Source organism: Streptomyces sp. NPDC059455 (assembly GCF_042750115.1).
GTDB lineage: Bacteria > Actinomycetota > Actinomycetes > Streptomycetales > Streptomycetaceae > Streptomyces > Streptomyces endocoffeicus.
In genome coordinates this window covers 1-22324 of sequence record NZ_JBHYVB010000081.1, presented here as the reverse complement: position 1 = coordinate 22324, position 22324 = coordinate 1, and the positions used below count along the sequence as shown (strand labels likewise).

Here is a 22324-nt window from a genome sequence, read left to right as displayed (position 1 = left end):
GGGCGTCTGAGAGCATGGAGGCGTGAAAGAGATTCCGCGAGGCACACTTCAGGAGCAGACCTTCTACGAGCAGGTCGGTGGCGAGCAGACCTTCCGGCGTCTGGTCCACCGCTTCTACCAGGGGGTCGCGGAGGACCCGGTGCTCCGGCCGATGTACCCCGAGGAGGACCTGGGACCGGCCGAGGAGCGACTCGCACTCTTCCTGATGCAGTACTGGGGCGGCCCCCGCACCTACAGCGACAACCGCGGCCATCCCCGGCTCCGCATGCGCCACGCCCCCTTCACCGTGAACCGCGCCGCCCATGACGCCTGGCTGCGCCATATGCGCGACGCGGTGGACGAGCTGGAGCTGGCCCCGGAGCTCGAGCGCCAGCTGTGGCACTACCTCACCTATGCCGCCGCCTCCATGATCAACACGGAGGGCTGACCCGCCGGGTCGACCTGGAGGGCTGGCCCGCCGGGCTGACCCCGCGGGCTGACCAGCGGGCTCAGGCGGGCGTGACGGACAGCCCGGACAGGCCGCCGGACAGGCCCTGCGTACGCACCGCGATCGAGCCGTGCGGCGTGCGCAGCCGCAGCCAGCCGCCCGCGGCGAGCAGCACCAGGGGCTCGGCCATGGAGCCGAGCCCGGCCGCGGCGACACTGGGGAGAACCTCGAGGCCGGACGGAGCGGCGAGCGCCCGGACCTGGCGCAGGAAGCCCAGCGACTGGGCGGCGTGCACGGCGCGCAGCGGAAGCCCGGTGTCGCCGAGCGTGCGGGACCAGATCTCATGGCCGATGCGGTCGCGCTCGGCGCGCGTACGGCGCTCCTCGGGGAGCGCCGCGTCACGGGCCCGGAACTCGGCGACGGCGGCGGCGACCACCCCGCGCACCTCGTTCACGCCGGGCAGCCCGTTCACCCGGCGCCAACCGCCGCGAGGCGGCAGCACCCCGGCCCATGGCGGGCCGGTGACGGCCTGCGGCACGGTGACCGCCAGGCCCCGGTCGCCCCGGTCACGGCCCCCGGCCCCGTCGGCGTTCCGCGCGGCCCGTGCCGTGTCCAGCGCGTCCGCGAACTCGCCCGCCGAGACCGTCGTATCCAGGGCGCCCGGCCCGCCCGCCGCCCCGGCCGACGTATGCGGCGCGTCCGATGCGGGCTCGGTGCTGACGACCGCCTCGAGCCGCGCCGTACGGATCGCGAGGACCTCGAAGGACGGCGGCCGGCCGAAGACGGCGAGCACACCGCCGCCCGCCTGCAGCCGCACCGCCGCCGCCCGGTCATAGTGGATCAGCCGGGCCAGGAAGGCGGCGAGATCGGCCGCCTCCCCGGCATCGGCGAAGTGGAGCTCCTGACTGGAGGCCGTCATGCCGAGACGGCCCCCTCCGCCTCCGCCCGTTCGGCGCCATCGGCGGATCCGGCGGGCTCCGCAGGCGCCTCGGACACCTTGGACGCCTTGGACGCCTTCTTGGCGGCGCCCTTCTTCACCGGGTCCGGCTCCAGGTACTCGGTCAGGAACCTCTCCTCTTCCGGGGTGACCCGGCGCGGGCGGCCCTGGTCGAGGTCGTAGGGCACGATGCGGGTGGCGGCACGCACATACAGGGCGTCCTCATCCTTGATCTCATAGCGCAGGGTGAGATACGCGGCCTTGATCTCCGTCACCCAGGTCTCGATCGTCACCGGACGGTGCCGGTGGACCAGGGGCCTCAGATAGTCGATCTCGTGCCGGGCCACGACCACGCCGCCGGTGAACGCGTCACTCCCGTTCCCCGGCGCCAGCCGCCACATGAAGTCGACCCGGGCCTCCTCCAGATAGCGGAGGAAGGTCACGTTGTTGACGTGGCCGAACGCGTCCATGTCGGACCAGCGCAGGGGACAGGGGTAGATATGGCGTGCCATCCACTCAGCCCCGGGTCAGCTTCTTGTAGGTGGCACGGTGCGGACGGGCCGCGTCCGAGCCGAGCCGCTCGACCTTGTTCTTCTCGTACGACTCGAAGTTGCCCTCGAACCAGAACCACTTGGATTCGCCCTCGTACGCCAGGATGTGCGTGGCGACGCGGTCGAGGAACCAGCGGTCGTGGGAGACGACCACGGCGCAGCCGGGGAAGTCGAGCAGCGCGTTCTCCAGCGAGGAGAGGGTCTCCACGTCGAGGTCGTTGGTGGGCTCGTCGAGGAGCAGCAGGTTGCCGCCCTGCTTGAGGGTGAGCGCGAGGTTGAGGCGGTTGCGCTCACCGCCCGAGAGCACCCCGGCCGGCTTCTGCTGGTCCGGGCCCTTGAAGCCGAACGCGGAGACATAGGCGCGGGACGGCATCTCGACCTGGCCGACGTTGATGTAGTCGAGCTCGTCGGAGACGACCGCCCACAGCGTCTTCTTGGGGTCGATGTTGGCGCGGCTCTGGTCGACGTACGAGATCTTGACGGTCTCGCCGACCTTGATCCTGCCCGCGTCGGCGGTCTCCAGGCCCTGGATCATCTTGAAGAGCGTGGTCTTACCGGCGCCGTTGGGGCCGATGACACCGACGATGCCGTTACGCGGGAGGGTGAAGGAGAGGTCGTCGATCAGGACCTTCTCGCCGAACGCCTTGGAGAGGTTCTCCACCTCGACCACGACACTGCCCAGACGCGGGCCCGGCGGGATCTGGATCTCCTCGAAGTCCAGCTTCCGGGTCTTCTCGGCCTCGGCGGCCATCTCCTCGTAACGGGTCAGCCGGGCCCGGGACTTGGCCTGGCGGCCCTTGGCGTTGGAGCGGACCCAGTCCAGCTCCTCCTTGAGGCGCTTGGCGCGCTTGGCGTCCTTCTGGCCCTCGACCTTCAGACGGGCCTGCTTCTTCTCCAGGTAGGTGGAGTAGTTGCCCTCGTAGCCGATGGCGCGGCCGCGGTCGAGCTCCAGGATCCACTCGGCGACGTTGTCCAGGAAGTACCGGTCGTGGGTGATGGCCACGACGGTGCCCGCGTACTTGGCGAGGTGCTGCTCCAGCCAGTTGACGGACTCGGCGTCCAGGTGGTTGGTGGGCTCGTCCAGCAGCAGCAGGTCGGGGGCCTCCAGCAGCAGCTTGCAGAGCGCGACGCGGCGCTTCTCGCCACCGGAGAGGGTGGTGACCGGCCAGTCGCCGGGCGGGCAGCCGAGGGCGTCCATGGCCTGCTCGAGCTGGGCGTCCAGGTCCCAGGCGCCTGAGTGGTCCAGGTCCTCCTGGAGCTTGCCCATCTCCTCCAGCAGCTCGTCGCTGTAGTCGGTCGCCATCTGCTCGGCGATCTCGTTGAAGCGGTCCAGCTTGCCCTTGGTGACCGCCACGCCGTCCTGGACGTTCTCCAGCACGGTCTTGGACTCGTCCAGCGGGGGCTCCTGGAGCAGGATGCCGACGCTGTAGCCGGGTGAGAGGAAGGCATCACCATTGGACGGCTGCTCCAAGCCGGCCATGATCTTCAGCACCGTCGACTTACCTGCGCCGTTGGGGCCTACGACGCCGATTTTCGCGCCGGGCAGAAAGCTCAGCGTGACATCGTCGAGGATCACCTTGTCGCCGTGCGCCTTGCGCGTCTTGCGCATGGTGTAGATGAACTCAGCCAAGAGAAACCGTCCGGCAATCTGGTAGGTATCGAGGTGCGGCTCCGCTGCGGGGTCCTTATCCGTGGCGGCTCCACCGCGTGAGGGCAGATACAGCCATCTTGCCGTACGCGCCGCCCAAGGCGGAAACCCGTTTGGTCCGGCGTGCGGCATGGGCCCGGCATTCGCCGTCCCCCGGTGACGCGAAGGGCCGGAGCCTCCACGAGGCTCCGGCCCTCCATCACCGCGTTCTTCGATGGTCACCACATCCGGTGACCGTCGCTTCACTCAGCGATCACTGCTGCCCTGGCGTCGCCGCCCTGGCGTTCACTCACCCGCGGTCGCCTTCTTCTTGCGAACGAAGAAGATCGCGCCGCCGCCGGCCACGACCAGCGCCACGGCGATGCCCGCGATCATCGGGGTGTTGCTGCTGCTACCGGTCTCGGCGAGGTCGCCACCGGAGGTGTCACCACCGGTGCTGCCACCGGCCGACGCGGGGCTCGGCTGCGAGGAGGGGGTGTCGCTGCTGCCGCCGCTGCTGGAGGTCTTGCAGTCGAGAACGCCGGAGAAGGTCTTCTCGAAGCCGTTCGGACCGGAGATGGTGAACTTGTAGCTCTGGTCCTCCTTCACCGGGGCGGTGACGGTCTTCGACTGACCTGCCTCGACGGTGTACTTCTGGCCCAGCAGCTCGAAGCTGAACGCCTCGTCGCCCTTGTTGGTGGCCGTGATGTCCACGCCGCCCTTGGCACAGTCCTTCTCGGCGGAGACCGCCGGGACCGCGCCCTTCTTCGCCCAGCTCGCGGTGGCGGTGGCGGAGACGGTGCTCTCGCTGGAGCCGGCCAGGATCTGCGTCTGGCTCTTGGTGGCACTGGCGAACGCACGGCCCACCGGAACCTTGGTGGCCGCCTGGGCGGTCAGCGTGGCGGAGCCGTCCGCCGCGCCCTCCGGGACGTCGAAGTACACCTCGCCGCCGTCGGTGGCGCTGGTGAGGGTCTTGCCGCTCTTGTCGACGAGCTTGACGCCGCCCGCGGACTCGGTGCCCGGGGCCAGGGTGACGCTGTCGGCGTTGGTGTGGACCTTGACCGGGCCGAGCCGCTCACCGGCCTTGCCGGAGACGGCCGGCGGGTCCAGGCTCAGCGACGCCTTGGGCTCCTGGAGGTTCTGCGCGCTCTTCTCCAGGTAGTCGGCCAGCTTCTCGGCCTGCGGGTCGGCCGCGTCCACCTTCGCGTTGTCGGAGAAGCGCCAGATGGCGACCTGCGTCCCCGCGGCGGCGGTCTTCTCGGTGAGGGGACCGGTGCCCGCCGTCTTCGCCAGCGCGCCGAGGTCGTTCACCTGCGGGTAGGAGTTCTGCAGAACCCAGTTGATCTTGCCCGCGTTGGGGTTGTTCGCCAGGGACGTCTCGGCCCAGGACTTCTCCTCGTACTTCGCCTTGCTCTGCGTCGGGTTGTGCAGATCAATGCAGTACGTCTGGATGGAACCGCCATTGTCGACCGACATCTCGAAGAGACCGGCGCCGACCTGCTGATCCTTGCCGTTGTCGTGAATGATGGCCTTGTCGAACGTCTTGAGACCGCCCAGCGTGGCGGTCGCGCCGCCCTGGCTCGGGGGCGCGTCATCGGCGGCGGCGGTACCGGCGGTGACTATCGCGCCCGCCGCGACCAGACCGGACGCCAGAACGGCGGCCGCAAGGCGGGCAGCGCCCCGCCTCCTTACAGAAATCATGGTTTCCCCTCCGGGCGAGCGCCAGTCAGTTGGTGCGCCTCGCCAGCGAACTCAAAACTCAGGAACCCCCGTTGGGCACGCACGGATCCTAGGGAGAAAGGAACCGAACGTTCCCCGGGAATACCTAGACCCAACCGATCCGAATCGGAATCGTTATCTAATCCCCAGATCCCATATGACCTGGGATTATCGACAAATCTCCCGCAGTCGCGGCCGCTCACGGGGAAGTTGCCCCGGTCGGTGTGTTTAGCAGCGGTTTGGCCTGCGAAACCCGACGAAATGCGGATGTACCCCGCGTGAGATCGTGTCCGACCGCCACCGCGTCGATCTCCGCGGTGACCCAGCGCCTGGGCTGATGTGCCCCGCCACCGGAATCCCCGCCCGGGGCCGGAGGCGCGGCCAGGCCTCCCCCTCCTCCCCCTTCCCCTTCTCCCTGAAGCGGTCGGTCCCTCTCCCGGTCCCGGTCCCATTCGCGCTCCCGCACCCGCAACGTCCCATGGACGACGAGGGGTTCACCGAGCGATACCGACCCGGCGACATTCGCGGCGAGCGACCGCCACGTCCAGACCGTGTAGAAACTCGTGTACGCGTCCGCCCACGCGTCCCGCCCCCGGTCCCAGCGGCGCACCGTCGCCGCCAGCCGGAACCGGGCCACCGCGACACCCGCCGCCGTCTCCCAGAAGTCCGGCCGCGTCGCGGCATTCCCCACCACGGTCACCCAGCTCTCGTTCACCGGCTATGCCTCCCCCATCACTTCGCGGCTCTGCCATGCCGTTCGTGGACCATGCTGCCCGGCATCACGAAACCCCGCCGGGGCCTGTGCACGACCCCGCGAATGTGGATAACTCCGCCACCCGGACGAGTGACCACCCGTCACGACCCGTCCATGGGCTCCCGGCCGTGGGCTCCCGGCCGTGGGCTCCCGGCCATCGGCCCCTCCCATCGCGCCGAGCCCGTCACGCCCCGGCCCTCGTCCCCCGGCCCCCAGCCGACACTCCGAGCCAGCCCGTCACGCTCCGCCCGCCGCGACCACGTACTGCGCCCGCACCTCCCCGTACCGCGCCAGCTCCGTCTCCACCGGCGCCAGCACCCGCCTGCGCCCGCACTCGGCCGCCGCCTCCCGCAGGCGGCCCTCCACCGACCGGCCGTGGCGCCGGGCGGGCCCCCGCGCGGCCGCCCGGGAGCCCCACGCCAGCGTCGGTCCGACCGCCGCGCCGCCCATCACCAGCAGCGCCGGCATCCACCACTCCGGTCCGCCGGACACCCCGGCCATGGCGCCCAACAGCCACAGCACCCCCGTCACTTGCACCAGCAGCACGGTCACCTGAGCCGCCGCCACCAGCGACCACCACACGGGCCGGACCGGCCGTCGGTGCGCCGTCTCGGCCGCCACCGCCTCGTCGACCGCCTCCGCCAGCCCTCTGCCGCCCCACCCCGCCGCCTCCCGGACGGCCTGGGCCCATGGCCCGGGCAGCCCGGCCGTCGCCTCGTCCCCGAGCGTCCGCACGGCCTCCTCCACCGCGGGGCGCGCCGTGACCGCCTCCACCGCCACGGTTCGCGCCCGCGCGCCCGGGATCCCCGTCCACTCCCCGGCTCCGGGGGCTCGCGAGCCCCGAGAGCCGCCTCGAGAGCCGCCCCGAAAGCCCCCTGAGGCGCGGCCCTTCCTCCCCCGCAGCCGCCCCCAAGGCGTTCCGCACGCCCACTCCGCGTCTCTCAGCCAGGCGCGTTCGGCCGCCTTCCCGGCCGCGCCCGCGCCCGCCGCCTCGGCCAGCCGGTCCTCGAACTCCGCCCGCGCCCGCTCGGTGAGCCCGGCCGGCCCGCTGTCCGCCACATACTGCGGCCGCAGCCGTGTCATCGTGCCGTCCACGTCCGCCGACAGCCGGCGCTCGGCCGCCCCGCACTCGGCCGTGAGCCGCGCGAGCATCTCCCGCAGCTCCCCGACGCCCTCGCCGGTCAGCGCCGACAGCGCGAGCACGGCCGCCCCCGGCTCCCCGTGCTCCCCGAGCGCGAGCCCGTCCTCGTCCAGCAGTCGCCGCAGATCGTCCAGCACCTGGTCCGCGGCCTCGCCGGGGAGCCGGTCCACCTGGTTGAGCACGACGAAGGTCACCTCGGCGTATCCGGCGAGTGGCCGCAGATAGCGCTCGTGGAGGACCGCGTCCGCGTACTTCTCGGGGTCCACCACCCACACCACCGCGTCCACGAGACCCAGCAACCGGTCCACCCGTTCCCGGTGGCCCGGGGCGGCCGAGTCGTGGTCGGGCAGGTCGAGCAGGACCAGGCCGCGCAGCGCGGGGTCGTATGGATAGCCCGGGTTGCGCCGGTCCACCGCCGGGATTCCGAGCCGGTCCAGCAGGCCGTCGGCGTGATCGGTCCACGCGCAGGCGAGGGGCGTGGCGGTGGTGGGGCGCCGGATGCCGGTCTCGGAAAGGGGGGCTCCGGCGAGAGCGTTGAACAGTGTCGACTTACCGCTTCCGGTGGCCCCGGCGACGGCGACCACGGTGTGCCCGTAAGGATGCCGTCCCCGCGCGTCCGCCTCGTCGAGCACTCGCGCGGCCCCGGCGAGCGTGCGCCCCTCGAGCCGGGACCGGGACAGCCCGACGAGCTGGCGCAGGGCCTCCAGACGGGGCCGCAGGGTGCCCGTGGCGAAGCTGCGGACGCCGGCCTGGTAGACGGCGTACGGAGGGCCTCCGAAGGACCGTCGCCCGGTCTCCTCCCCCGGGAAGTAGTCCGCCACGGCGCCGGGGATGTCCGGTGCGGCCTCCTCCGCCGTCCCCTGGTCCATCGCACGGGCCGGGCGGCCCGCGGCCCGCCCGGCGGCCCGGCGGTACGCGCGACGGGCGATCAGGCCGTCGTCCCAGGTGTGGCGGCCGCCCACCGCCCGGTCTCCCCCGCCGCCTCCGCCGCCTTCGTTGCCGCCGTTGCCCTCCGTGGCCATCACCTGCGGTCACCTCTCCTTCTGCAGTACGGACAGCGCGGCGATCAGCTCGACCTGGTGTTCCGGTGACATGTCCAGGGCGTCCAGAGGGGCGAGCCTGCGGTCGCGCTCCGCCCGCATGGCGCGGGTGACACAGCCGTCGAGCAGCCGTCCGCCACGGTCGCCCAGGCGCAGTGCCGCATGCGCGCCCAGGGTCTCGGCGAGCTTCTCGCCCGCCTTACGGGCGCGGCGTCCGCCCAGGAGGGACGCGGCGAGCAGTGCGGCGATCTCCTCGGGCACGCAGCTGCCCCCGCATTCGGCGATCCGGGCCCGGGCCTCCTCCTCGGCCAGCTCCTCAGCGCAGCGCCGCCAGTGCCGTACGGCCACGCCGATCCGCTCGGCGGCGCCCCGCGCGTCGCAGGGCGCGAGCCCGGCCCGCGCGGCCGGGTCCTGCCTCCCGGCCTCCGCGAGCCGATCGTCGGCAGTGGCGGCCGCGCTGCGCAGCAGGGTGGCCAGGGAGTCGGTGAGAGCCGTAAGGAGCTCATCGGGGGCGCTGCCGTGCGGCAGGCCGTGCCAGTGGGTGAGCGCACCGCCCGCGAGCGCGGCCCCCTGCGCGATCTCACGCCGCACCCGCTCCCCGGCTTCCCCGTACGCGCCCTCGACCCACTGGATCAGCCGCACCGCGGCCGCGTGCTGCGCCGCCGCGGCCCCGGCCAGCGCGGGCATCCGGGCGCGCAGCGAGGCAAGCGTCCCGGCGGCCGTACGGGCGGCGGCGACGGTACGGGCGTACGGATCCTGTGCGTGCTGGGTGAGCCAGGCCCGCAGAGCGGCGACGGCAGTGGCCGGGAGCAGCCCACTGCCGCCGCCCGCGGATTCGGGGAGCTCGGGGATGGTGAAGCGCGGGACATCGCCGAGCCCGGCCGCCGTAAGGAGCCCGGCGTACTGCCGGGAGACCTCGGCGGCCAGCTGGTGCGGCACCCGGTCGAGGACGGTGACGAGGGTGACGTCGTACTCCTTGGCGGTCCGCAGCAGATGCCAGGGGACGGCGTCGCCGTAGCGGGTGGCGGTGGTGACGAGCACCCAAACGTCGGCGGCGCAGATCAGTTCCGCGGCCAGATCGCGGTTCCGCGCGACCAGCGAGTCGATGTCGGGCGCGTCGAGCAGGGCGAGCCCCCGCGCCAGCCCCGGGTCGGTCTCCACCCGCAGCGCCGCCGGCCCCTCCTGCGCCCTCCCCTCCTCGTCGTACGCGCTCTCCGCCCGCTCCCCCTGCGCCGGCACCCACACCCGGGTGAGCCGCGGCAGCACCCGCTGCCCGGCGAACCAGGGGTGGTCGTCCGGGTGGCACACCAGCACCGGCGTACGCGTTGTGGGCCGCAACACACCGGCCTCGGTGACTCGTCGGCCGACCAGCGAATTGACGAGGGTGGACTTGCCCGCGCCCGTGGATCCCCCGATTACCGCCAGGAGGGGCGCTTCGGGGGCGCGCAACCGGGGCACGAGGTAGTCGTCCAGTTGAGCGAGCAGCTCGGCGCGGCTACGGCGAGCGCGGTCGGCGCCGGGAAGGGGGAGCGGAAACCGGGCGGCGTCGACACGGTCACGCAGTGAGGTCAGCGCGTCGAGCAGCCGGGGCCGTACGTCCAAGATCGCCACGTGGTGAAGAATGCCCGCTTTTAGTGTCTTTTTGAAGCGTATGCTCACTCGTGCGCGTCAAAGAGACCCACCCGGATCACCCCAAAAGGAGCACGAGGCAGACGTGACGACAGGGGCGCGGGCATAACGAGTACACAACACCCGTTCCTTGAGGCGTGAAAAACGATGCGAGTTTCGGACCTGCCTGCGATTATCAGACCGCTTCACCGAACCTCCACAACGTGCCACGGAGGTGAAGCAACCGGGGCGAGGTGCAAGGAGCCCTATCCTTGTCCCGGCAAGGTCACGGTCCGTCGAGCCCGGCCACCCGCACCACGGCCGCCCCGTCGGCCCCGGGGGCTCACCCGCTCCATGACCACCACCGGCCCCCGTAGCTCAGTGGATAGAGCAGGCGCCTTCTAAGCGCTTGGCCGCAGGTTCGAGTCCTGCCGGGGGCGCACTGGACCCTCTCCTCTACGCACGTAGCGGAGAGGGTCTTCTCGCCGTTCGGAGCACATATGGCCCCAGACACACAGAAGCCGGTCCCGCGTCCCCAAAAGGGGAAGCAGGACCGGCCGTGTGCGGCTATCACCGGGAGTCTGCGGGTGACCACGGGGCGAGGCAGATCGAGCATCGGCCATACCGAGCTCCGCCAGACCCAGACCCGGGGCCGCACCTCCACCGCGAGGGTGTCGCTTCCCAGAGTCGACCCACGTGGCTGACGAAGTACTGGCCAGAGGCTCCGAAACCGTACTAAGCACGGAACGCGTTCCCGCCCAAGCGAGGCGGATGGAAGGATCGTCGGGAGGTCGAGAAGAGGGACACGCACGCCGCTTTTTGACCGGCGCGATCGGCTGAGGCGACTTCTGGAACCGGTCTTGCAGGCGCAGGCCCGGCTGCTTCGTCAGCTGCTCCCCTACCCGGGGCTGTGCCGCGTGGAGTTGCAGCTCTCCCCGCCGATCCTTAATCGCCCTCGCCAGGCAGGCGCGAGCCGCCGCAGGGACGGTGCCACCAGGCGGGTTCCCGGCCGCCCGCCCAAGAGCAGGTGTCGTACGAGGTCATGACGGGGAAACGGATGGCCTAGCGTGCAGGTGAGCGACGGACCGGTCTGGCTTGGATGAGGAGGGTGCAGGGGGACGCAGTCGGGAACGCCCAGTGCCGCGGGCTACGGGGAGGATGCCGAGGGGCTTGCCCGTCGGTACGAGGGGGTGGCCTTCGAAGTCGTGCACGAGGAGTTCCTGCCGTGGTTGCCGCCCGCTCCGAGCAGGGTTGTTGACATTGGTGCCGGCAGCGGCCGCGACGCTGCCGCGCTGGCTGCCCGTGGACATCAGGTGGTGGCCGTAGAGCCCACGCCGGAGCTGCGGCGGATCGGGCAGCGCCTCCACGCGGATGCGGCGATCGACTGGATCGACGACGCACTTCCCTCTCTCAGCGGCCTCCGCGGGCCCTTCGACTTCATGCTGCTCTCCGCGGTGTGGATGCGTCTGGACGAGCGGGAGCGCGTCGATGCCATGCGACGGCTGGCCGAGCTGGTGGCCCCGGAGGCGTGAGAACGGCAGTTGGAGTTGGGGCAGTACGTCCCTGGGAACGTCGAACCTCAGCCGCCAGAAACGCTCGCCGGTCCGCGATCCCGGTGGAAGCGCCATGAGCCCTGCCGCATCGTGGTCTCGTAGTGGTCGGCGCCCGGATAGCGGGAAGAATCCGGGGCGGCCGTCATCGGCCTGGGCAGCGGGTCGATGCACTTCTCCGGCGGAGGGTCTGCGGCACCGAGGTGTCCGTGGGCCCCATCCCGTGTGCCGGAGACGAGGGTCAGTCCTCGCGGCCTTCGGTTTCGTCGCCCGTTTCGGGGCCCGGCCCGCCGCCGGTGCGGTCGTCCTTGGTGCCGAGGTCAATCGGGGCGCCCATGGCCTCGGAGAGGGGCGGTCGGTCGGTGATGGGGACCTCGTGGGGGGCGACCTCGGGGTGGTGGAGGTCGAAGGCGGGGGATTCGGAGCGGATCTTCGGCAGGGTGAGGAAATTGTGCCGGGGCGGGGGGCAGGAGGTGGCCCATTCCAGGGAGCGGCCCCATCCCCAGGGGTCGTCGAGTTCGACCCGCTTCCCGTACTTCCCGGTTTTCCACACGTTGTAGATGAACGGCAGCGTGGACAGGCCGAGGAGGAACGATCCGATGGTGGAGACCGTGTTCAGCGTGGTGAAGCCGTCGGCGGCCAGATAGTCGACATAGCGACGCGGCATGCCGATGACGCCGAGCCAGTGGTGGACCAGGAAGGTGGCGTGGAAGCCGATGAACAGGGTCCAGAAGTGGATCTTGCCGAGGCGTTCGTCGAGCATCCTGCCGGTGAACTTGGGCCACCAGAAATAGAATCCGGCGAACATCGCGTAGACCACCGTGCCGAAGACCACGTAGTGGAAGTGGGCGACGACGAAATAGCTGTCGTGGACCTCGAAATCCAGCGGAGGCGAGGCCAGGATCACCCCGGTCAGCCCGCCGAAGAGGAAGGTGACCAGGAAGCCGATGGCCCACAGCATCGGCGTCTCGAAGGAGAGGGAGCCACGCCACATGGTGCCGACCCAGTTGAAGAACTTCACCCCGGTCGGCACCGCGATGAGGAACGTCATAAAGGAGAAGAACGGCAGGAGTACCGCTCCGGTGGCGAACATGTGGTGGGCCCACACCGTCGCGGAGAGGCCGGTGATGCCGATGGTGGCGCCCACCAGACCCATATAGCCGAAGACCACCTTGCGGGAGAACACCGGGATGATTTCGGTGATGATGCCGAAGAACGGCAGGGCGATGATGTAGACCTCGGGATGGCCGAAGAACCAGAAGAGGTGCTGCCACAGCACCGGACCGCCGTTGGCCCCCTCGAAGACGACCGCGCCGAATCTGCGATCCGCCTCCAGTACCAGCAGGGCGGCCGCCAGGATGGGAAAGGCGAGCAGCACCAGGATCGAGGTGAAGAGGATGTTCCAGGTGAAGATGGGCAGCCGGAACATCGTCATTCCCGGGGCGCGCATGCACACGACGGTCGTGATGAAGTTGACGGCGCCCAGGATCGTCCCGAAGCCGGAGAGGGCAAGACCCATCACCCACATGTCGCCGCCCACGCCCGGGGTCCGCGCCTTGCTGCTGAGCGGGGTATAGGCCGTCCAGCCGAAGTCCGCCGCGCCGCCGGGGGTGAGCAGACCGCCGATCACGATCAGCCCGCCGAAGAGGAAGAGCCAGTACGAGAACATGTTCAGCCGAGGGAAGGCGACATCCGGGGCGCCGATCTGGAGCGGCATGATCTCGTTGGCGAATCCGGCGAAGACCGGCGTGGCGAAGAACAGCAGCATCAGCGTGCCGTGCAGGGTGAAAGCCTGGTTGTACTGCTCAGGGCTGATCAATTGAAGTCCGGGCCGGGCGAGTTCGGCCCGCATGACCATGGCCAGAAGCCCGCCGATCAGAAAGAAACCGAACGCGGTCACCAAGTACAGGTGTCCGATTTTCTTGTGGTCCGTGGTGGTGAGCCAGTCGACCACGATTCTGCCGAGTTTGGTGGGTTCGGCGGGAGCTTCAAATTCGGGCTTGGTTGTCGTCGCCATGTCCGTGTCCGCTCCTCGGCCGTCTGCATGGGTGGGCGGCCGGCGGCACCGGCCGACGAATTCGTTGTATCGATTCGCCCACCATTACCCGAAGCGGAATGGCTATTCGGACCCGACTCGCCGTAGCGGCCGGGTCATTCACCGGCGTCCTGGGTGCGGCTCGCGGGCCGGTCTGCGCCGCCATCGCCGGATTCCCGCGCTCACGACGATTGCCACGGCGCTCAGCAGCGCCGATCTCACCCGTCGCACACGTGACATCGGTTTCTCCCGTTCTCTGGGATGAGTCGCACCGGTGGGATGAGTCGCACCGGACTTCGCGGGCCCGATCCGAGTTACCCATGGCCGGAGGGCCCATTCAGATAGCTCTCCGTGAGCGAATGAACACCGAGCCGGACCATCGGGCACATCGGCGGCCGCCGGGACCGACCACCCCTGGCCGGTTTTGCCGCCCCAGGACCCGCACATGGGAATCCCTTTACCTTCTCGTTCGTTCCACCCCCACGGAACTCAGAACGAACGCCCCCACACACTGAACAGAGAACGATCACAGTGACAGTGAAGGAGTGAACGCCGCGATGGTGTTCAAACGCGTGCTCGGCTCGCTCGGGGCCGACGGGCCCGTCATGGACACGATCCTGGACCGGGAGCCGGTGCGCCCCGGTGGGGTGGTGCGGGGGCATGTGCGGCTCCGGGGCGGAGGCGACGCCTGCGTTCTCGAGCACCTCGCGCTGGAGCTGGTCGCCGGGGTCGAGGCCGGGTACGGCGGCGAGGAGCACCAGAGCGGTGTGGTCTTCGACCGCCTCCGGCTCGGCGGCGGGTTCCGGCTCGACGCGAGAGAGCACAGAGACATTCCGTTCACCATTCACATACCGTGGGAAACGCCGCTCACCGAGGTGTCCGGGCAGCCGCTGGATGTCGTCCTGGGCGTCCGGGCCGAACTCGCGGCGGCGGGCGCGAAGGACCACGGCGATCCGGAGCCGCTGATCGTGCGCCCGCTGCCGGTCCAGGAGGCCGTGCTGGGGGCGCTGGGGCGGCTCGGCTTCGGCCTCGTCGCCGCCGACCTGCGGCTCGCCCATATCGCGGGCACCGGGCAGCGGCTCCCCTTCCACCAGGAGATCGAGCTCACCCCGGCGCCTCAGTACCTCCACGACGTGAACGAGATCGCGCTGACCCTTCTCACCGGGCCCGACGGCATGGAAGTCGTCCTGGAGGCCGACAAGCGCGGCGGGCGCTCTGGCACCCAGGGCCGCCACACCGTGCGCCATGAGGGCCTCGAGCGGCGCGACTGGACCGGTGAGGTCGACTCCTGGATCCGGGCGCTCATCGAATCCCGCGCGACGCATACCGCCCGCGATGGCCGCACCGGTGCGGGCGTCGCGGGCGTCGCGGGTATCGCGGCCGGTACGGCGGCGGGGGGCGGAGCCGTGGGCGGCGACATGGTTCCGGCCGGGCTCGGCGACGCGTTAGGGAACTTAGCGGGCTTAGACGACTTAGAGAATCTAGAGGGCCTAGGGGATCTAGAGGGCCTAGAGGTCCTAGGGGGCACACAAGACTTAGAGGGCTCGGGGTCCGAGAAGGAGGACCGGGGCTGAGCCGTGGAGCGACGCGGAGGGCCGCGGATCTTCCCGCGGCCCTCCCTGTACGAACCGAGTACGCACCGACGAACGGCTATGAGCGGCGCCCCACCGCGTCCGGGTCGTCCACCGCCTCTCGCGGCTCATCCGCCGCACCATCGCCCCCGCCCTCGAACGCCGCGGCGCCAGCGGGCTGGCGGCGCGCCGCCAGCCGGGCCGTGACCCGCCGGGCGACGGGCTCGGTCCAGCGGGCGGTGAGCGGGCCCAGGACGACCAGGATCAGGACGTACGCCGTGGCCAGTGGGCCGAGCGACGGTTCGATACCAGCCGTGACGGCGAGCCCCGCGATGACGATCGAGAACTCGCCCCGGGCCACCAGCGTGCCGCCCGCCCGCCAGCGGCCCCGGGCCGAGATCCCGGCCCGCCGCGCCGCCCAGTAGCCGGTGGCGATCTTCGTACCGGCGGTGAGGACGGCCAGCGTCATGGCGGGCAGCAGCACCGGGGGAACGCTGGCCGGATCCGTGTGCAAGCCGAAGAAGACGAAGAACACGGCGGCGAACAGATCCCGCAGCGGGCTGAGCAGATGGTGCGTACCCTCGGCGACCTCCCCGGACAGGGCGATGCCCACCAGGAACGCGCCGACGGCCGCCGACACCTGGAGTTGCTGGGCGATCCCCGCCACCAGCAGCGTCAGCCCGAGCACCACCAGCAGCAGCTTCTCGGGGTCGTCGCTGGAGACGAAGCGGGAGATGTGCCGTCCGTAGCGGACGGCCAGGAACAGCACCAGACCGGCCGCGCCGAGGGCGATGGCCAGGGTGACGCTGCCCGCCGCCAGGCCCGCACCGGCCAGCAGGGCGGTGACGATCGGCAGATAGACGGCCATCGCCAGGTCCTCGAGGACGAGGATGCTGAGGATCACCGGGGTCTCGCGGTTGCCGAGCCGGCCCAGATCGCCGAGCACCTTGGCGATGACGCCGGAGGAGGAGATCCAGGTGACGCCGGCCAGCACCACGGCGGCCACCGGCCCCCACCCCAGCAGCAGGGCCATGACGGCGCCGGGCAGGGCGTTGAGCACCGCGTCGACGAGCCCGGCCCGGTACTGGGTCTTGAGATTGCTGACCAGGTCGCTGGCGGTGTACTCCAGCCCGAGCATCAGCAACAGCAGGATGACGCCGATCTCGGCGCCGGTCGCGACGAACTCCTCGCTCGCTCCCAGCGGCAGCAGCCCACCCTCGCCGAAGGCCAGTCCGGCCAGCAGATACAGCGGGATCGGGGAGAACTGGAGCCGCCCGGCGAGCCGCCCCAGCAGCCCGAGGCCCAGGATGACCGCACCGAACTCGATCAGAAAGACGGCAGACGAATGCATGGGCTCACTCCCGCCCAAGTATCGCCGCGGCCGTCTCCACACCCTCGCGGGTGCCGATCACGATCAGCTCGTCCCCGCCGGCCAGCCGGAAGTCGGGGGTCGGGGAGGGGATCGCCTCCGCCCTGCGCAGCACGGCCACGATCGAGACGCCGGTCTCCGTCCGCATCCGCGTCTCGCCCAGCACCCTCCCGTTCCAGTACGACGTGGACGACAGCTCGATCCGCTCGGCCACCAGCCCCAGCTCGGTGGTGGACAGCAGATTCGGGCTGTGATGACGTGACATCAGAACCCCGACGAGCGCCTCCGCTTCCCCTGGGGTCAGCCTGGTGGACAGGGCACACTCATCGGGATCCTCCTTCCGGTACGCACTCAGCGTCCGTCCGCCGTCGCGATGTGCGATGACCGAAAGCCGCCTGCTCTCTCGTGTCGTCAGGTCGTAGCGAACCCCGATGCCGGGCAATGGCGTACTGCTCATGCGCGGAGCGCCCACAGTCATCCCTCTCGTCGCTCGATTCTTGTGCCACCCTAACGAATGGCAAAGAATTGGTAATGACGGCAGGTGTGCGAGGGTGCGATGGGACGATGCCGACCGCGTATGGGTGGGGCGACCATCGATCTACGAACAGGATGGTGCCCAGAGGAGGGGTGGTGCCCATGATCGAGTGGAGGCGGCTCAGCACCGGGATCAGGCCAGTACCCGATCCGGTCGCCACTCCCGTCATCTGGGGCGGGGCCTCCCTGGGCGCGCTGGTGCTGGTGGCGACGCTGAACGTCCTCGGCGGCCACGGCCGCCCGATGTTCGCCCTGGTCGCGCTCTCGCTGCTGGCGGCCCTGCTGGGGCTGTGCGCGCGCTTTGTCGCGGCGCCCGGTACGGCGGGGCTGTGCTGGCTGTTCCTCAACGGCTTCGCCATTCCGCCCGCGGGGCACCTCTCCTGGGCGGGCGGCCGCGACGCCCGCTGGCTCGCCTGTCTCCTGGCGGCGGCCGTCGCGGGCACCGCGCTCGCCCGCATCGTCAACGCCAGGGCGGGATACCGCCGCATCAGCCCGCTCGGCCGCCGTCCGGGGTCGCCGGAGTGAGGTGACCGGCCCACGAGGCGACGTGACCGGTCCACGGGTGAGGTGGCCGGTCCGTGGGTGAGGTGGCCGGTCCGTGGTCGTAGGTCCCACGGCCGTGGGGAGGTCCGGCGAGCGGCCGATGCCCCGGGGGCGGGCCTGTCCCTAGGCTCGGGGCGCGGCCCGGCGATCACGGTGCCGTCGATGCGTTCGCCCACGACGAACTCGATGCGTTCCCCCACGACGAAGGAGGCGCCCATGCCCGCCGACGGTCAGAGCCACATCCGCATCGCCCGCCCCTCGCGTGACCTCGCGGCGGCGGAGCGCTTCTGGTGTGCGGGGCTGGGGTTGAGCGTGGTGTACCGGGCCGAGGGCGGTGACCGGGCCGGGGAGCACGATCTGCTGATGGTGGGCCGACCGGACGCCTCCTGGCATCTGGAGCTCGTCCACGAGGCGGCCCACCCCGTGGAGCCCCGGCCGACCGAGGAGGATCTGCTGGTGATCTACCTCGACGAACCGGTCCCCGAGGAGCTGGTGGACCGCCTCATCCAGCACGGTGGCACCCGCGTCACCTCCCCCAATCCGTACTGGAACGAATGGGGCGTCACCATCGAGGACCCGGACGGCTACCGCCTGGTGCTGTGCCGCCGCGGCTGGTCGAATTCCTGAGGCACCGAGGTTTCCCAGGCCCAGGCCCAGGCCCCCAGACCCATGCCCATGCCCAGGCCCAGGGCCAGGCCTAGGGCCATCGCGCTAGTGCGGCATCGTCAGGACCGCCACACCGTTGACGCGGTCGGCGGCGAGGTCGTCGAGGGCGGCGTCGGCCCGGTCGAAGGGGTACGGCGTGACCGTGGCGCTGATGCGGTTCTCGGCGGCCGCGGCGAGGAATTCACGCCCGTCCTCCCGGGTGTTGGCGGTGACGCTGCGGACGGTGCGTTCTCGGAAGAGGTGCCGCTCGTAGTCGAGTGACGGGATGTCGGTGAGATAGATACCGGCGATGCTCAGCGTGCCGCCCGCGTCCAGGGACTCCAGGGCGACCGGGACCAGTTCGCCCACCGGGGCGAAGAGGATGGCGGCGTCGAGCGGCTCGGGCGGACGGTCGTAGGCGTCTTTCGCGGAGGCGGCGCCGAGGTCCAGGGCGAGCGCGCGGGCGGCGGCTGAGCGGGTCAGGACATGGACGACGGCGCCCTGCGCGATGGCGACCTGGGCGGTGAGGTGCGCCGAGCCGCCGAAGCCGTAGATGCCGAGCCGGCCGCCCGGCGGGAGGTCGGCCCGGCGCAGCGCGCGGTAGCCGATGATCCCGGCGCACAGCAGCGGGGCGAGTTCCTCGTCGCGGTATCCGGAGGGCAGCTCATAGGCGTAGGCCGCCGGTACGGTGACGTACTCGGCGTAGCCGCCGTCCGCGTCCCAGCCGGTGTACTCGGAGAACGGGCACAGGTTCTCCTGGCGCCGGAGGCAGTAGCGGCAGCGGCCGCAGGTGCGCCGCAGCCAGGGGACGCCGATCCGGATTCCGGGGCCGGGGCCATGCGCCCGCGAGCCCGCCGCGACGACCTCGCCGACCGCCTCGTGACCGGGGACGACGGGGCTGCGGTGCGGGGGCAGATCGCCGTCGCGGACATGCAGATCGGTGCGGCAGACGCCACAGGCCCGGACCCGGACCAGCAGCTCGTCCTCCGCCGGCCGCGGAACCGGCAGCTCCACCTGTTCGATCCGGCCCGGGGCGGGGACCACCCATGCCCGCATGGTCGCCGGAAGGTCGACGTTCGCGTCCGTCACCTCGCCAACGTAACGCCGTGAGCACCGTGGCGACCGTAAGGCACGCGTTACGGCCATGCGGCGCCAAAAAGGGAAGAGATACGACCGGAAACTGCCAACCGCGTGCGAACCCGATCAGGCCGAGGTGCCGTCCATGGCCTTGCTCAGGCCGAAGTGCCGTCCATCGCGTTGATCAGGCTCGTGGGACGCATATCGGTCCAGTGCTCATTGACGTAGTCCAGGCACGCCTGGCGGTCGTCCTCGCCGTGGGCGACCGTCCAGCCCGCGGGGACCTCGGCGAAGGCGGGCCACAGCGAGTGCTGCCCCTCCTCGTTGACGAGCACGAGATAGCGGCCGTCGGGGTTCTCGAAGGGGTTGCTCATCGCTGGTCTCCTCGCTCACGGTCGGCGTCGACGAGCTTGACGGTACCGGCAGGGGGCGGGCACCCGCCGAGAGGTTCCCCGGGGTCTGGGGAAAAGCCTGGGGGATACGGAAAATGGCACCTTCCTGACGGAATTCGGGGTTCCGGGGCGCCTCTCGCCTACGGTCCGCGGCATGGTCGCGTCCGCCAGAACCGAGCCCAGGGGCTCCATGGCCATGGAGCTCACCACCGGCGACCCCGCGCTCACGGCCCGGCTGGAACGCGGAATGGACGCCTCGGAGAAGTGGCTGCGCGCTCTCGCCGCCGAGGCCCAGGACCCTTGTGTCGCCGAAGTCGCCGGACATCTCTTCGGCCCCGGCGGCAAGCGGCTGCGCCCGCTCCTGGCGCTGGTGGGCGCGGAGTTCGGCGAGCGCGCCCCGGCCATCGCCGACCCATCCGCCGCCGCCCTGTCCACCGCCGACCCGGCCATCGCCGCCCCGGCCGGCGCCGACCCATCCCCCGCCGTGGAGGCCGCCGCCCTGGCCGAGCTGGTGCATGTCGCCTCGCTCTACCACGACGACGTCATGGACCAGGCCCGTACCCGGCGCGGAGTCCCCAGCGTCAACGCCCGCTGGGGCAATACCACCGCCGTCCTCGCGGGCAATTGGCTGCTGTCGAAGGCGGCCCAGCTCGCGGCGGAACTCGGCCCGGAGACCATACGGCTGCAGTCCAAGGTCACCAATCGGCTGATCATGGGCCAGATACGGGAACTCGTCGGCCCCTCGGACGACGACGATCCGCTCTCCCACTACTTCACCGTGGTGGCCGGGAAGTCGGCCGCGCTCATCGCCATGGCCCTGCAACTGGGCGCGGTCCGGACGGGCGCACCGGAGCATGTCGTCCAGACGCTCGCCGAATACGGAGAACATCTGGGCATCGCGTTCCAGATATCCGACGACATCCTCGACATCACCTCCACCTCCGAGGTCTCCGGCAAGGAGCAGGGGAAGGATCTCGCGATCGGGGTCGCCAGCCTCCCGGTGTTGCTGGCACTGTCCGACGAGCGGCCGGAGGCGGGTGAGTTGCGCGCCCTGCTGACCGCCGCCACCGCGGGCCCGGAGGGCGCCGGGCTGCCGAGGGCCGTCGCGCTGCTGCACCGCTGCGGGGCGCTGGCGGAGGCGCGCACGGTGATGCACGCCCGGCTGCTGCGCGCCCGGACCGCGGCGAACAGACTGCCGGACGGCCCGGCGACCCGGGTTCTGCACGCGCTGTGCGACTTCGTGGCGCGCCGGGATCACTGACGGGCTTCCTCCGTACGGCGCCCGTACAGCTCCCGTAACGTGCCCATACGGCGCCCGTAAGGCGTCCATACCTCTCGCTCCGCCCCCTCCCCTCCCCTCCGTCAGCCCCGGTCGGCCGGTGTCCGCGTCACGACGTAATCTGAGCCGTATGGGCAGCTCACGGTCAGATGTGGTGGACGAGCCCATCGACCCCGATACCGGCCCGGTCCTTCCCGCCCGGCACAGCCCGTGGCGAGGGCAGGGCCCCGTGGTGGGTGTGGTGGCGGTGGGCGGCGCGCTCGGGGCGACGGCCCGCTACGGCGCGTCGCTGCTGTGGCCGACCCCGACCAGCGCCTTCCCCTGGACAACCCTGCTGGTCAACGCCGTCGGCTGCGCGATCATCGGCGTCTTCCTGGTGCTGATCAGCGAGATGTGGACGGCCCACCGGCTGGTGCGGCCCTTCTTCGGCACCGGTGTGCTGGGCGGCTTCACCACCTTCTCGACGTACGCCGTGGACTTCACCCGGCTGATCCAGGACGGCCGTATCGCGATCGCCTTCGGCTATCTGCTGGGCACGCTCATGGTGGCGATGGCGGCCGTATGGACGGCCGTGGCGGCGACCCGGCGCGTCCTCGGCGGGTACGGCGGCGGGTACCGCGGCGGCCCCGGCGGGAGGGCGGCCCGGTGATCGGCGAGCCCGCGCTGCGACTGACCGTCTTCATCGGCGAGAACGACACCTGGCACCGCAAACCGCTGTCCGCCGAGATCGTGCACCGCGCCCACCGCGCGGGGCTCGCGGGCGCGAGCGTGTTCCGCGGTGTCGAGGGGTACGGCTCCTCGTCCCTGATCCACACCTCGCGGCTGCTGTCGCTCGGCGAGGATCTGCCCATGGCCATCGTGATCATCGATACGGAGGAGCGAGTGCGGTCCTTCCTGCCTGAGCTGGAGGAGATCGTGGGTGACGGCCTCGTGGTGGTCGACCCGGTCGAGATCGTGCACCCCCGGGGGCGGGCCCGGTGAACTGGCTGCTGGTGATCGCGGGCGGGATGGTCGGCGCCCCGCTGCGCTATCTGACCGACCGCGCGGTGCAGACACGGCACGACTCGGTGTTCCCCTGGGGCACGTTCCTGGTCAATGTGGTGGGCTGTCTGGTGCTGGGCCTGCTGACCGGCGCGGCGGCGGAGGGGGCGGCGTCCCAGCGGCTGCAACTGCTGCTGGGCACGGGGCTGTGCGGGGCGCTGACGACGTATTCGACGTTCTCGTACGAGACCCTGCGGCTGGCCGAGGAGGGCGCCCGGCTGTTCGCCGTGGCGAATGTGGGCGTGAGTCTGGTGGTCGGGGTGGGCGCCGCCTTCGCGGGTGTGGGGCTGGCCCACGCCGTCTGGGGCTGATCACCAACCCCCGGCGGCCTTACGGCGCGCCGCCGCCCCGCTAGGGGGTGTCCGGCGGGTCGTGGCGCCTGCGGCGGGCTGTTCCCCTCCCCGCCCCTTCCCGGCACCTGACGATATGCGGCTCCGCCGCGTGCGGAGCTCCGCCCCAGACCCCGCTCCTCAAACTCCCCCAG

The 22324-nt window shown here is 71.1% G+C and carries 20 protein-coding genes, 1 tRNA gene and 1 pseudogene; 10 read left to right on the top strand and 12 right to left on the bottom strand.

The genetic code is table 11. The features are described 5' to 3' along the window. The first annotated feature begins 22 nt into the window (after nucleotides 1-22). Entirely contained in the window at nucleotides 23-427 is a 405-nt protein-coding gene (locus tag ACFXB5_RS26610) for a globin (protein ID WP_201849460.1), read from the top strand. Between the two features lie 61 nt (nucleotides 428-488). On the opposite strand, the gene ACFXB5_RS26605 is transcribed toward ACFXB5_RS26610, so the two are convergent. The 7 genes and pseudogenes from ACFXB5_RS26605 to ACFXB5_RS26575 all read right to left on the bottom strand — a co-directional run bounded on the left by ACFXB5_RS26605 (nucleotide 489) and on the right by ACFXB5_RS26575 (nucleotide 9798). Then, nucleotides 489-1346 carry a hypothetical protein gene (locus ACFXB5_RS26605; protein WP_385212165.1) on the bottom strand — a complete coding sequence of 286 codons (858 nt, stop codon included), beginning with the start codon at nucleotides 1344-1346 and terminating at the stop codon, nucleotides 489-491. Nucleotides 1347-1465: 119 nt separating this feature from the next. Then, nucleotides 1466-1876, bottom strand: a pseudogene (locus ACFXB5_RS26600) (acyl-CoA thioesterase); the annotation flags it as partial. Nucleotides 1877-1880: 4 nt separating this feature from the next. Further along, a complete protein-coding gene (gene ettA / locus ACFXB5_RS26595; RefSeq protein ID WP_385212163.1) occupies nucleotides 1881-3545 on the bottom strand; it encodes an energy-dependent translational throttle protein EttA in 1665 nt (554 codons plus the stop codon). Between the two features lie 303 nt (nucleotides 3546-3848). Beyond that, nucleotides 3849-5243: a Cys-Gln thioester bond-forming surface protein gene (locus ACFXB5_RS26590; protein ID WP_385212162.1), complete on the bottom strand. Its 1395-nt coding sequence runs from the start codon at nucleotides 5241-5243 to the stop codon at nucleotides 3849-3851. 217 nt (nucleotides 5244-5460) lie between these two features. Further along, nucleotides 5461-5952 (bottom strand): single-stranded DNA-binding protein, encoded by a 492-nt coding sequence (locus ACFXB5_RS26585; RefSeq protein ID WP_385212200.1) that lies wholly within the window; start codon nucleotides 5950-5952, stop codon nucleotides 5461-5463. A gap of 300 nt (nucleotides 5953-6252) precedes the next feature. Continuing rightward, entirely contained in the window at nucleotides 6253-8181 is a 1929-nt protein-coding gene (locus ACFXB5_RS26580; RefSeq protein WP_385212160.1) for a GTPase, read from the bottom strand. A gap of 6 nt (nucleotides 8182-8187) precedes the next feature. After that, entirely contained in the window at nucleotides 8188-9798 is a 1611-nt protein-coding gene (locus tag ACFXB5_RS26575; protein WP_385212198.1) for a dynamin family protein, read from the bottom strand. A gap of 373 nt (nucleotides 9799-10171) precedes the next feature. Between ACFXB5_RS26575 and ACFXB5_RS26570 the strand changes: the two genes are divergently transcribed. Both ACFXB5_RS26570 and ACFXB5_RS26565 read left to right on the top strand, forming a co-directional pair. Then, nucleotides 10172-10244, top strand: a tRNA-Arg gene (locus tag ACFXB5_RS26570). A 750-nt stretch (nucleotides 10245-10994) separates the two neighbouring features. After that, complete coding sequence (locus ACFXB5_RS26565) at nucleotides 10995-11336, top strand: class I SAM-dependent methyltransferase (RefSeq protein ID WP_385212158.1); 342 nt, start codon at nucleotides 10995-10997, stop codon at nucleotides 11334-11336. Between the two features lie 259 nt (nucleotides 11337-11595). Here the strand turns inward: ACFXB5_RS26565 and ctaD are convergent, their stop codons facing one another. After that, the gene (gene ctaD, locus ACFXB5_RS26560) at nucleotides 11596-13371 is read right to left on the bottom strand and encodes a cytochrome c oxidase subunit I (protein ID WP_385212157.1); all 1776 of its coding nucleotides are present in this window, start codon (nucleotides 13369-13371) and stop codon (nucleotides 11596-11598) included. 575 nt (nucleotides 13372-13946) lie between these two features. On the opposite strand from ctaD, the gene ACFXB5_RS26555 reads away from it, so the two are divergent. Then, nucleotides 13947-14963 carry a sporulation protein gene (locus ACFXB5_RS26555; protein ID WP_385212155.1) on the top strand — a complete coding sequence of 339 codons (1017 nt, stop codon included), beginning with the start codon at nucleotides 13947-13949 and terminating at the stop codon, nucleotides 14961-14963. 76 nt (nucleotides 14964-15039) lie between these two features. On the opposite strand, the gene ACFXB5_RS26550 is transcribed toward ACFXB5_RS26555, so the two are convergent. Continuing rightward, the gene (locus tag ACFXB5_RS26550) at nucleotides 15040-16311 is read right to left on the bottom strand and encodes a cation:proton antiporter (protein ID WP_385212153.1); all 1272 of its coding nucleotides are present in this window, start codon (nucleotides 16309-16311) and stop codon (nucleotides 15040-15042) included. Nucleotides 16312-16315: 4 nt separating this feature from the next. Next, nucleotides 16316-16786, bottom strand: coding sequence for a cation:proton antiporter regulatory subunit (locus tag ACFXB5_RS26545; protein ID WP_385212151.1), 471 nt, complete (start codon nucleotides 16784-16786; stop codon nucleotides 16316-16318). 179 nt (nucleotides 16787-16965) lie between these two features. On the opposite strand from ACFXB5_RS26545, the gene ACFXB5_RS26540 reads away from it, so the two are divergent. Next, nucleotides 16966-17388 (top strand): hypothetical protein, encoded by a 423-nt coding sequence (locus ACFXB5_RS26540; protein ID WP_385212150.1) that lies wholly within the window; start codon nucleotides 16966-16968, stop codon nucleotides 17386-17388. Nucleotides 17389-17622: 234 nt separating this feature from the next. After that, entirely contained in the window at nucleotides 17623-18033 is a 411-nt protein-coding gene (locus ACFXB5_RS26535) for a VOC family protein (RefSeq protein WP_385212148.1), read from the top strand. 84 nt (nucleotides 18034-18117) lie between these two features. Here ACFXB5_RS26535 and ACFXB5_RS26530 read toward each other — a convergent pair whose 3' ends face one another. After that, on the bottom strand, nucleotides 18118-19107 hold the full coding sequence (locus ACFXB5_RS26530) for a zinc-binding alcohol dehydrogenase family protein (RefSeq protein WP_385212196.1): 990 nt from the start codon (nucleotides 19105-19107) through the stop codon (nucleotides 18118-18120). Nucleotides 19108-19283: 176 nt separating this feature from the next. Then, nucleotides 19284-19502 (bottom strand): MbtH family protein, encoded by a 219-nt coding sequence (locus ACFXB5_RS26525; protein ID WP_020871252.1) that lies wholly within the window; start codon nucleotides 19500-19502, stop codon nucleotides 19284-19286. 172 nt (nucleotides 19503-19674) lie between these two features. Here ACFXB5_RS26525 and ACFXB5_RS26520 point away from each other — a divergent pair, with 172 nt between their 5' ends. The 4 genes from ACFXB5_RS26520 (at nucleotide 19675) to crcB (ACFXB5_RS26505) (ending at nucleotide 22151) form a co-directional block, all read left to right on the top strand. Continuing rightward, nucleotides 19675-20781, top strand: coding sequence for a polyprenyl synthetase family protein (locus tag ACFXB5_RS26520; protein WP_385212146.1), 1107 nt, complete (start codon nucleotides 19675-19677; stop codon nucleotides 20779-20781). A 148-nt stretch (nucleotides 20782-20929) separates the two neighbouring features. Next, nucleotides 20930-21448 (top strand): fluoride efflux transporter CrcB, encoded by a 519-nt coding sequence (crcB, locus tag ACFXB5_RS26515; protein WP_385212144.1) that lies wholly within the window; start codon nucleotides 20930-20932, stop codon nucleotides 21446-21448. Continuing rightward, entirely contained in the window at nucleotides 21445-21780 is a 336-nt protein-coding gene (locus tag ACFXB5_RS26510; RefSeq protein WP_385212142.1) for a DUF190 domain-containing protein, read from the top strand. The genes crcB (ACFXB5_RS26515) and ACFXB5_RS26510 overlap by 4 nt, the downstream gene beginning before the upstream one ends. Then, nucleotides 21777-22151, top strand: coding sequence for a fluoride efflux transporter CrcB (gene crcB, locus ACFXB5_RS26505; protein WP_385212140.1), 375 nt, complete (start codon nucleotides 21777-21779; stop codon nucleotides 22149-22151). Before ACFXB5_RS26510 ends, crcB (ACFXB5_RS26505) begins: the two co-directional genes overlap by 4 nt. The last annotated feature ends 173 nt before the right edge of the window (nucleotides 22152-22324 follow it).

Coding starts and splice junctions, on each gene's coding strand:
- ACFXB5_RS26520 (WP_385212146.1), top strand. CDS start 19,675: ATGGTCGCGTCCGCCAGAACCGAGCCCAGGGGCTCCATGGCCATGGAG.
- ACFXB5_RS26605 (WP_385212165.1), bottom strand. CDS start 1,346: ATGACGGCCTCCAGTCAGGAGCTCCACTTCGCCGATGCCGGGGAGGCG.
- ctaD (WP_385212157.1), bottom strand. CDS start 13,371: ATGGCGACGACAACCAAGCCCGAATTTGAAGCTCCCGCCGAACCCACC.
- ACFXB5_RS26545 (WP_385212151.1), bottom strand. CDS start 16,786: ATGAGCAGTACGCCATTGCCCGGCATCGGGGTTCGCTACGACCTGACG.
- ACFXB5_RS26540 (WP_385212150.1), top strand. CDS start 16,966: ATGATCGAGTGGAGGCGGCTCAGCACCGGGATCAGGCCAGTACCCGAT.
- ACFXB5_RS26525 (WP_020871252.1), bottom strand. CDS start 19,502: ATGAGCAACCCCTTCGAGAACCCCGACGGCCGCTATCTCGTGCTCGTC.
- ACFXB5_RS26535 (WP_385212148.1), top strand. CDS start 17,623: ATGCCCGCCGACGGTCAGAGCCACATCCGCATCGCCCGCCCCTCGCGT.
- crcB (WP_385212144.1), top strand. CDS start 20,930: ATGGGCAGCTCACGGTCAGATGTGGTGGACGAGCCCATCGACCCCGAT.
- ACFXB5_RS26590 (WP_385212162.1), bottom strand. CDS start 5,243: ATGATTTCTGTAAGGAGGCGGGGCGCTGCCCGCCTTGCGGCCGCCGTT.
- ACFXB5_RS26555 (WP_385212155.1), top strand. CDS start 13,947: ATGGTGTTCAAACGCGTGCTCGGCTCGCTCGGGGCCGACGGGCCCGTC.
- ACFXB5_RS26550 (WP_385212153.1), bottom strand. CDS start 16,311: ATGCATTCGTCTGCCGTCTTTCTGATCGAGTTCGGTGCGGTCATCCTG.
- ACFXB5_RS26530 (WP_385212196.1), bottom strand. CDS start 19,107: ATGCGGGCATGGGTGGTCCCCGCCCCGGGCCGGATCGAACAGGTGGAG.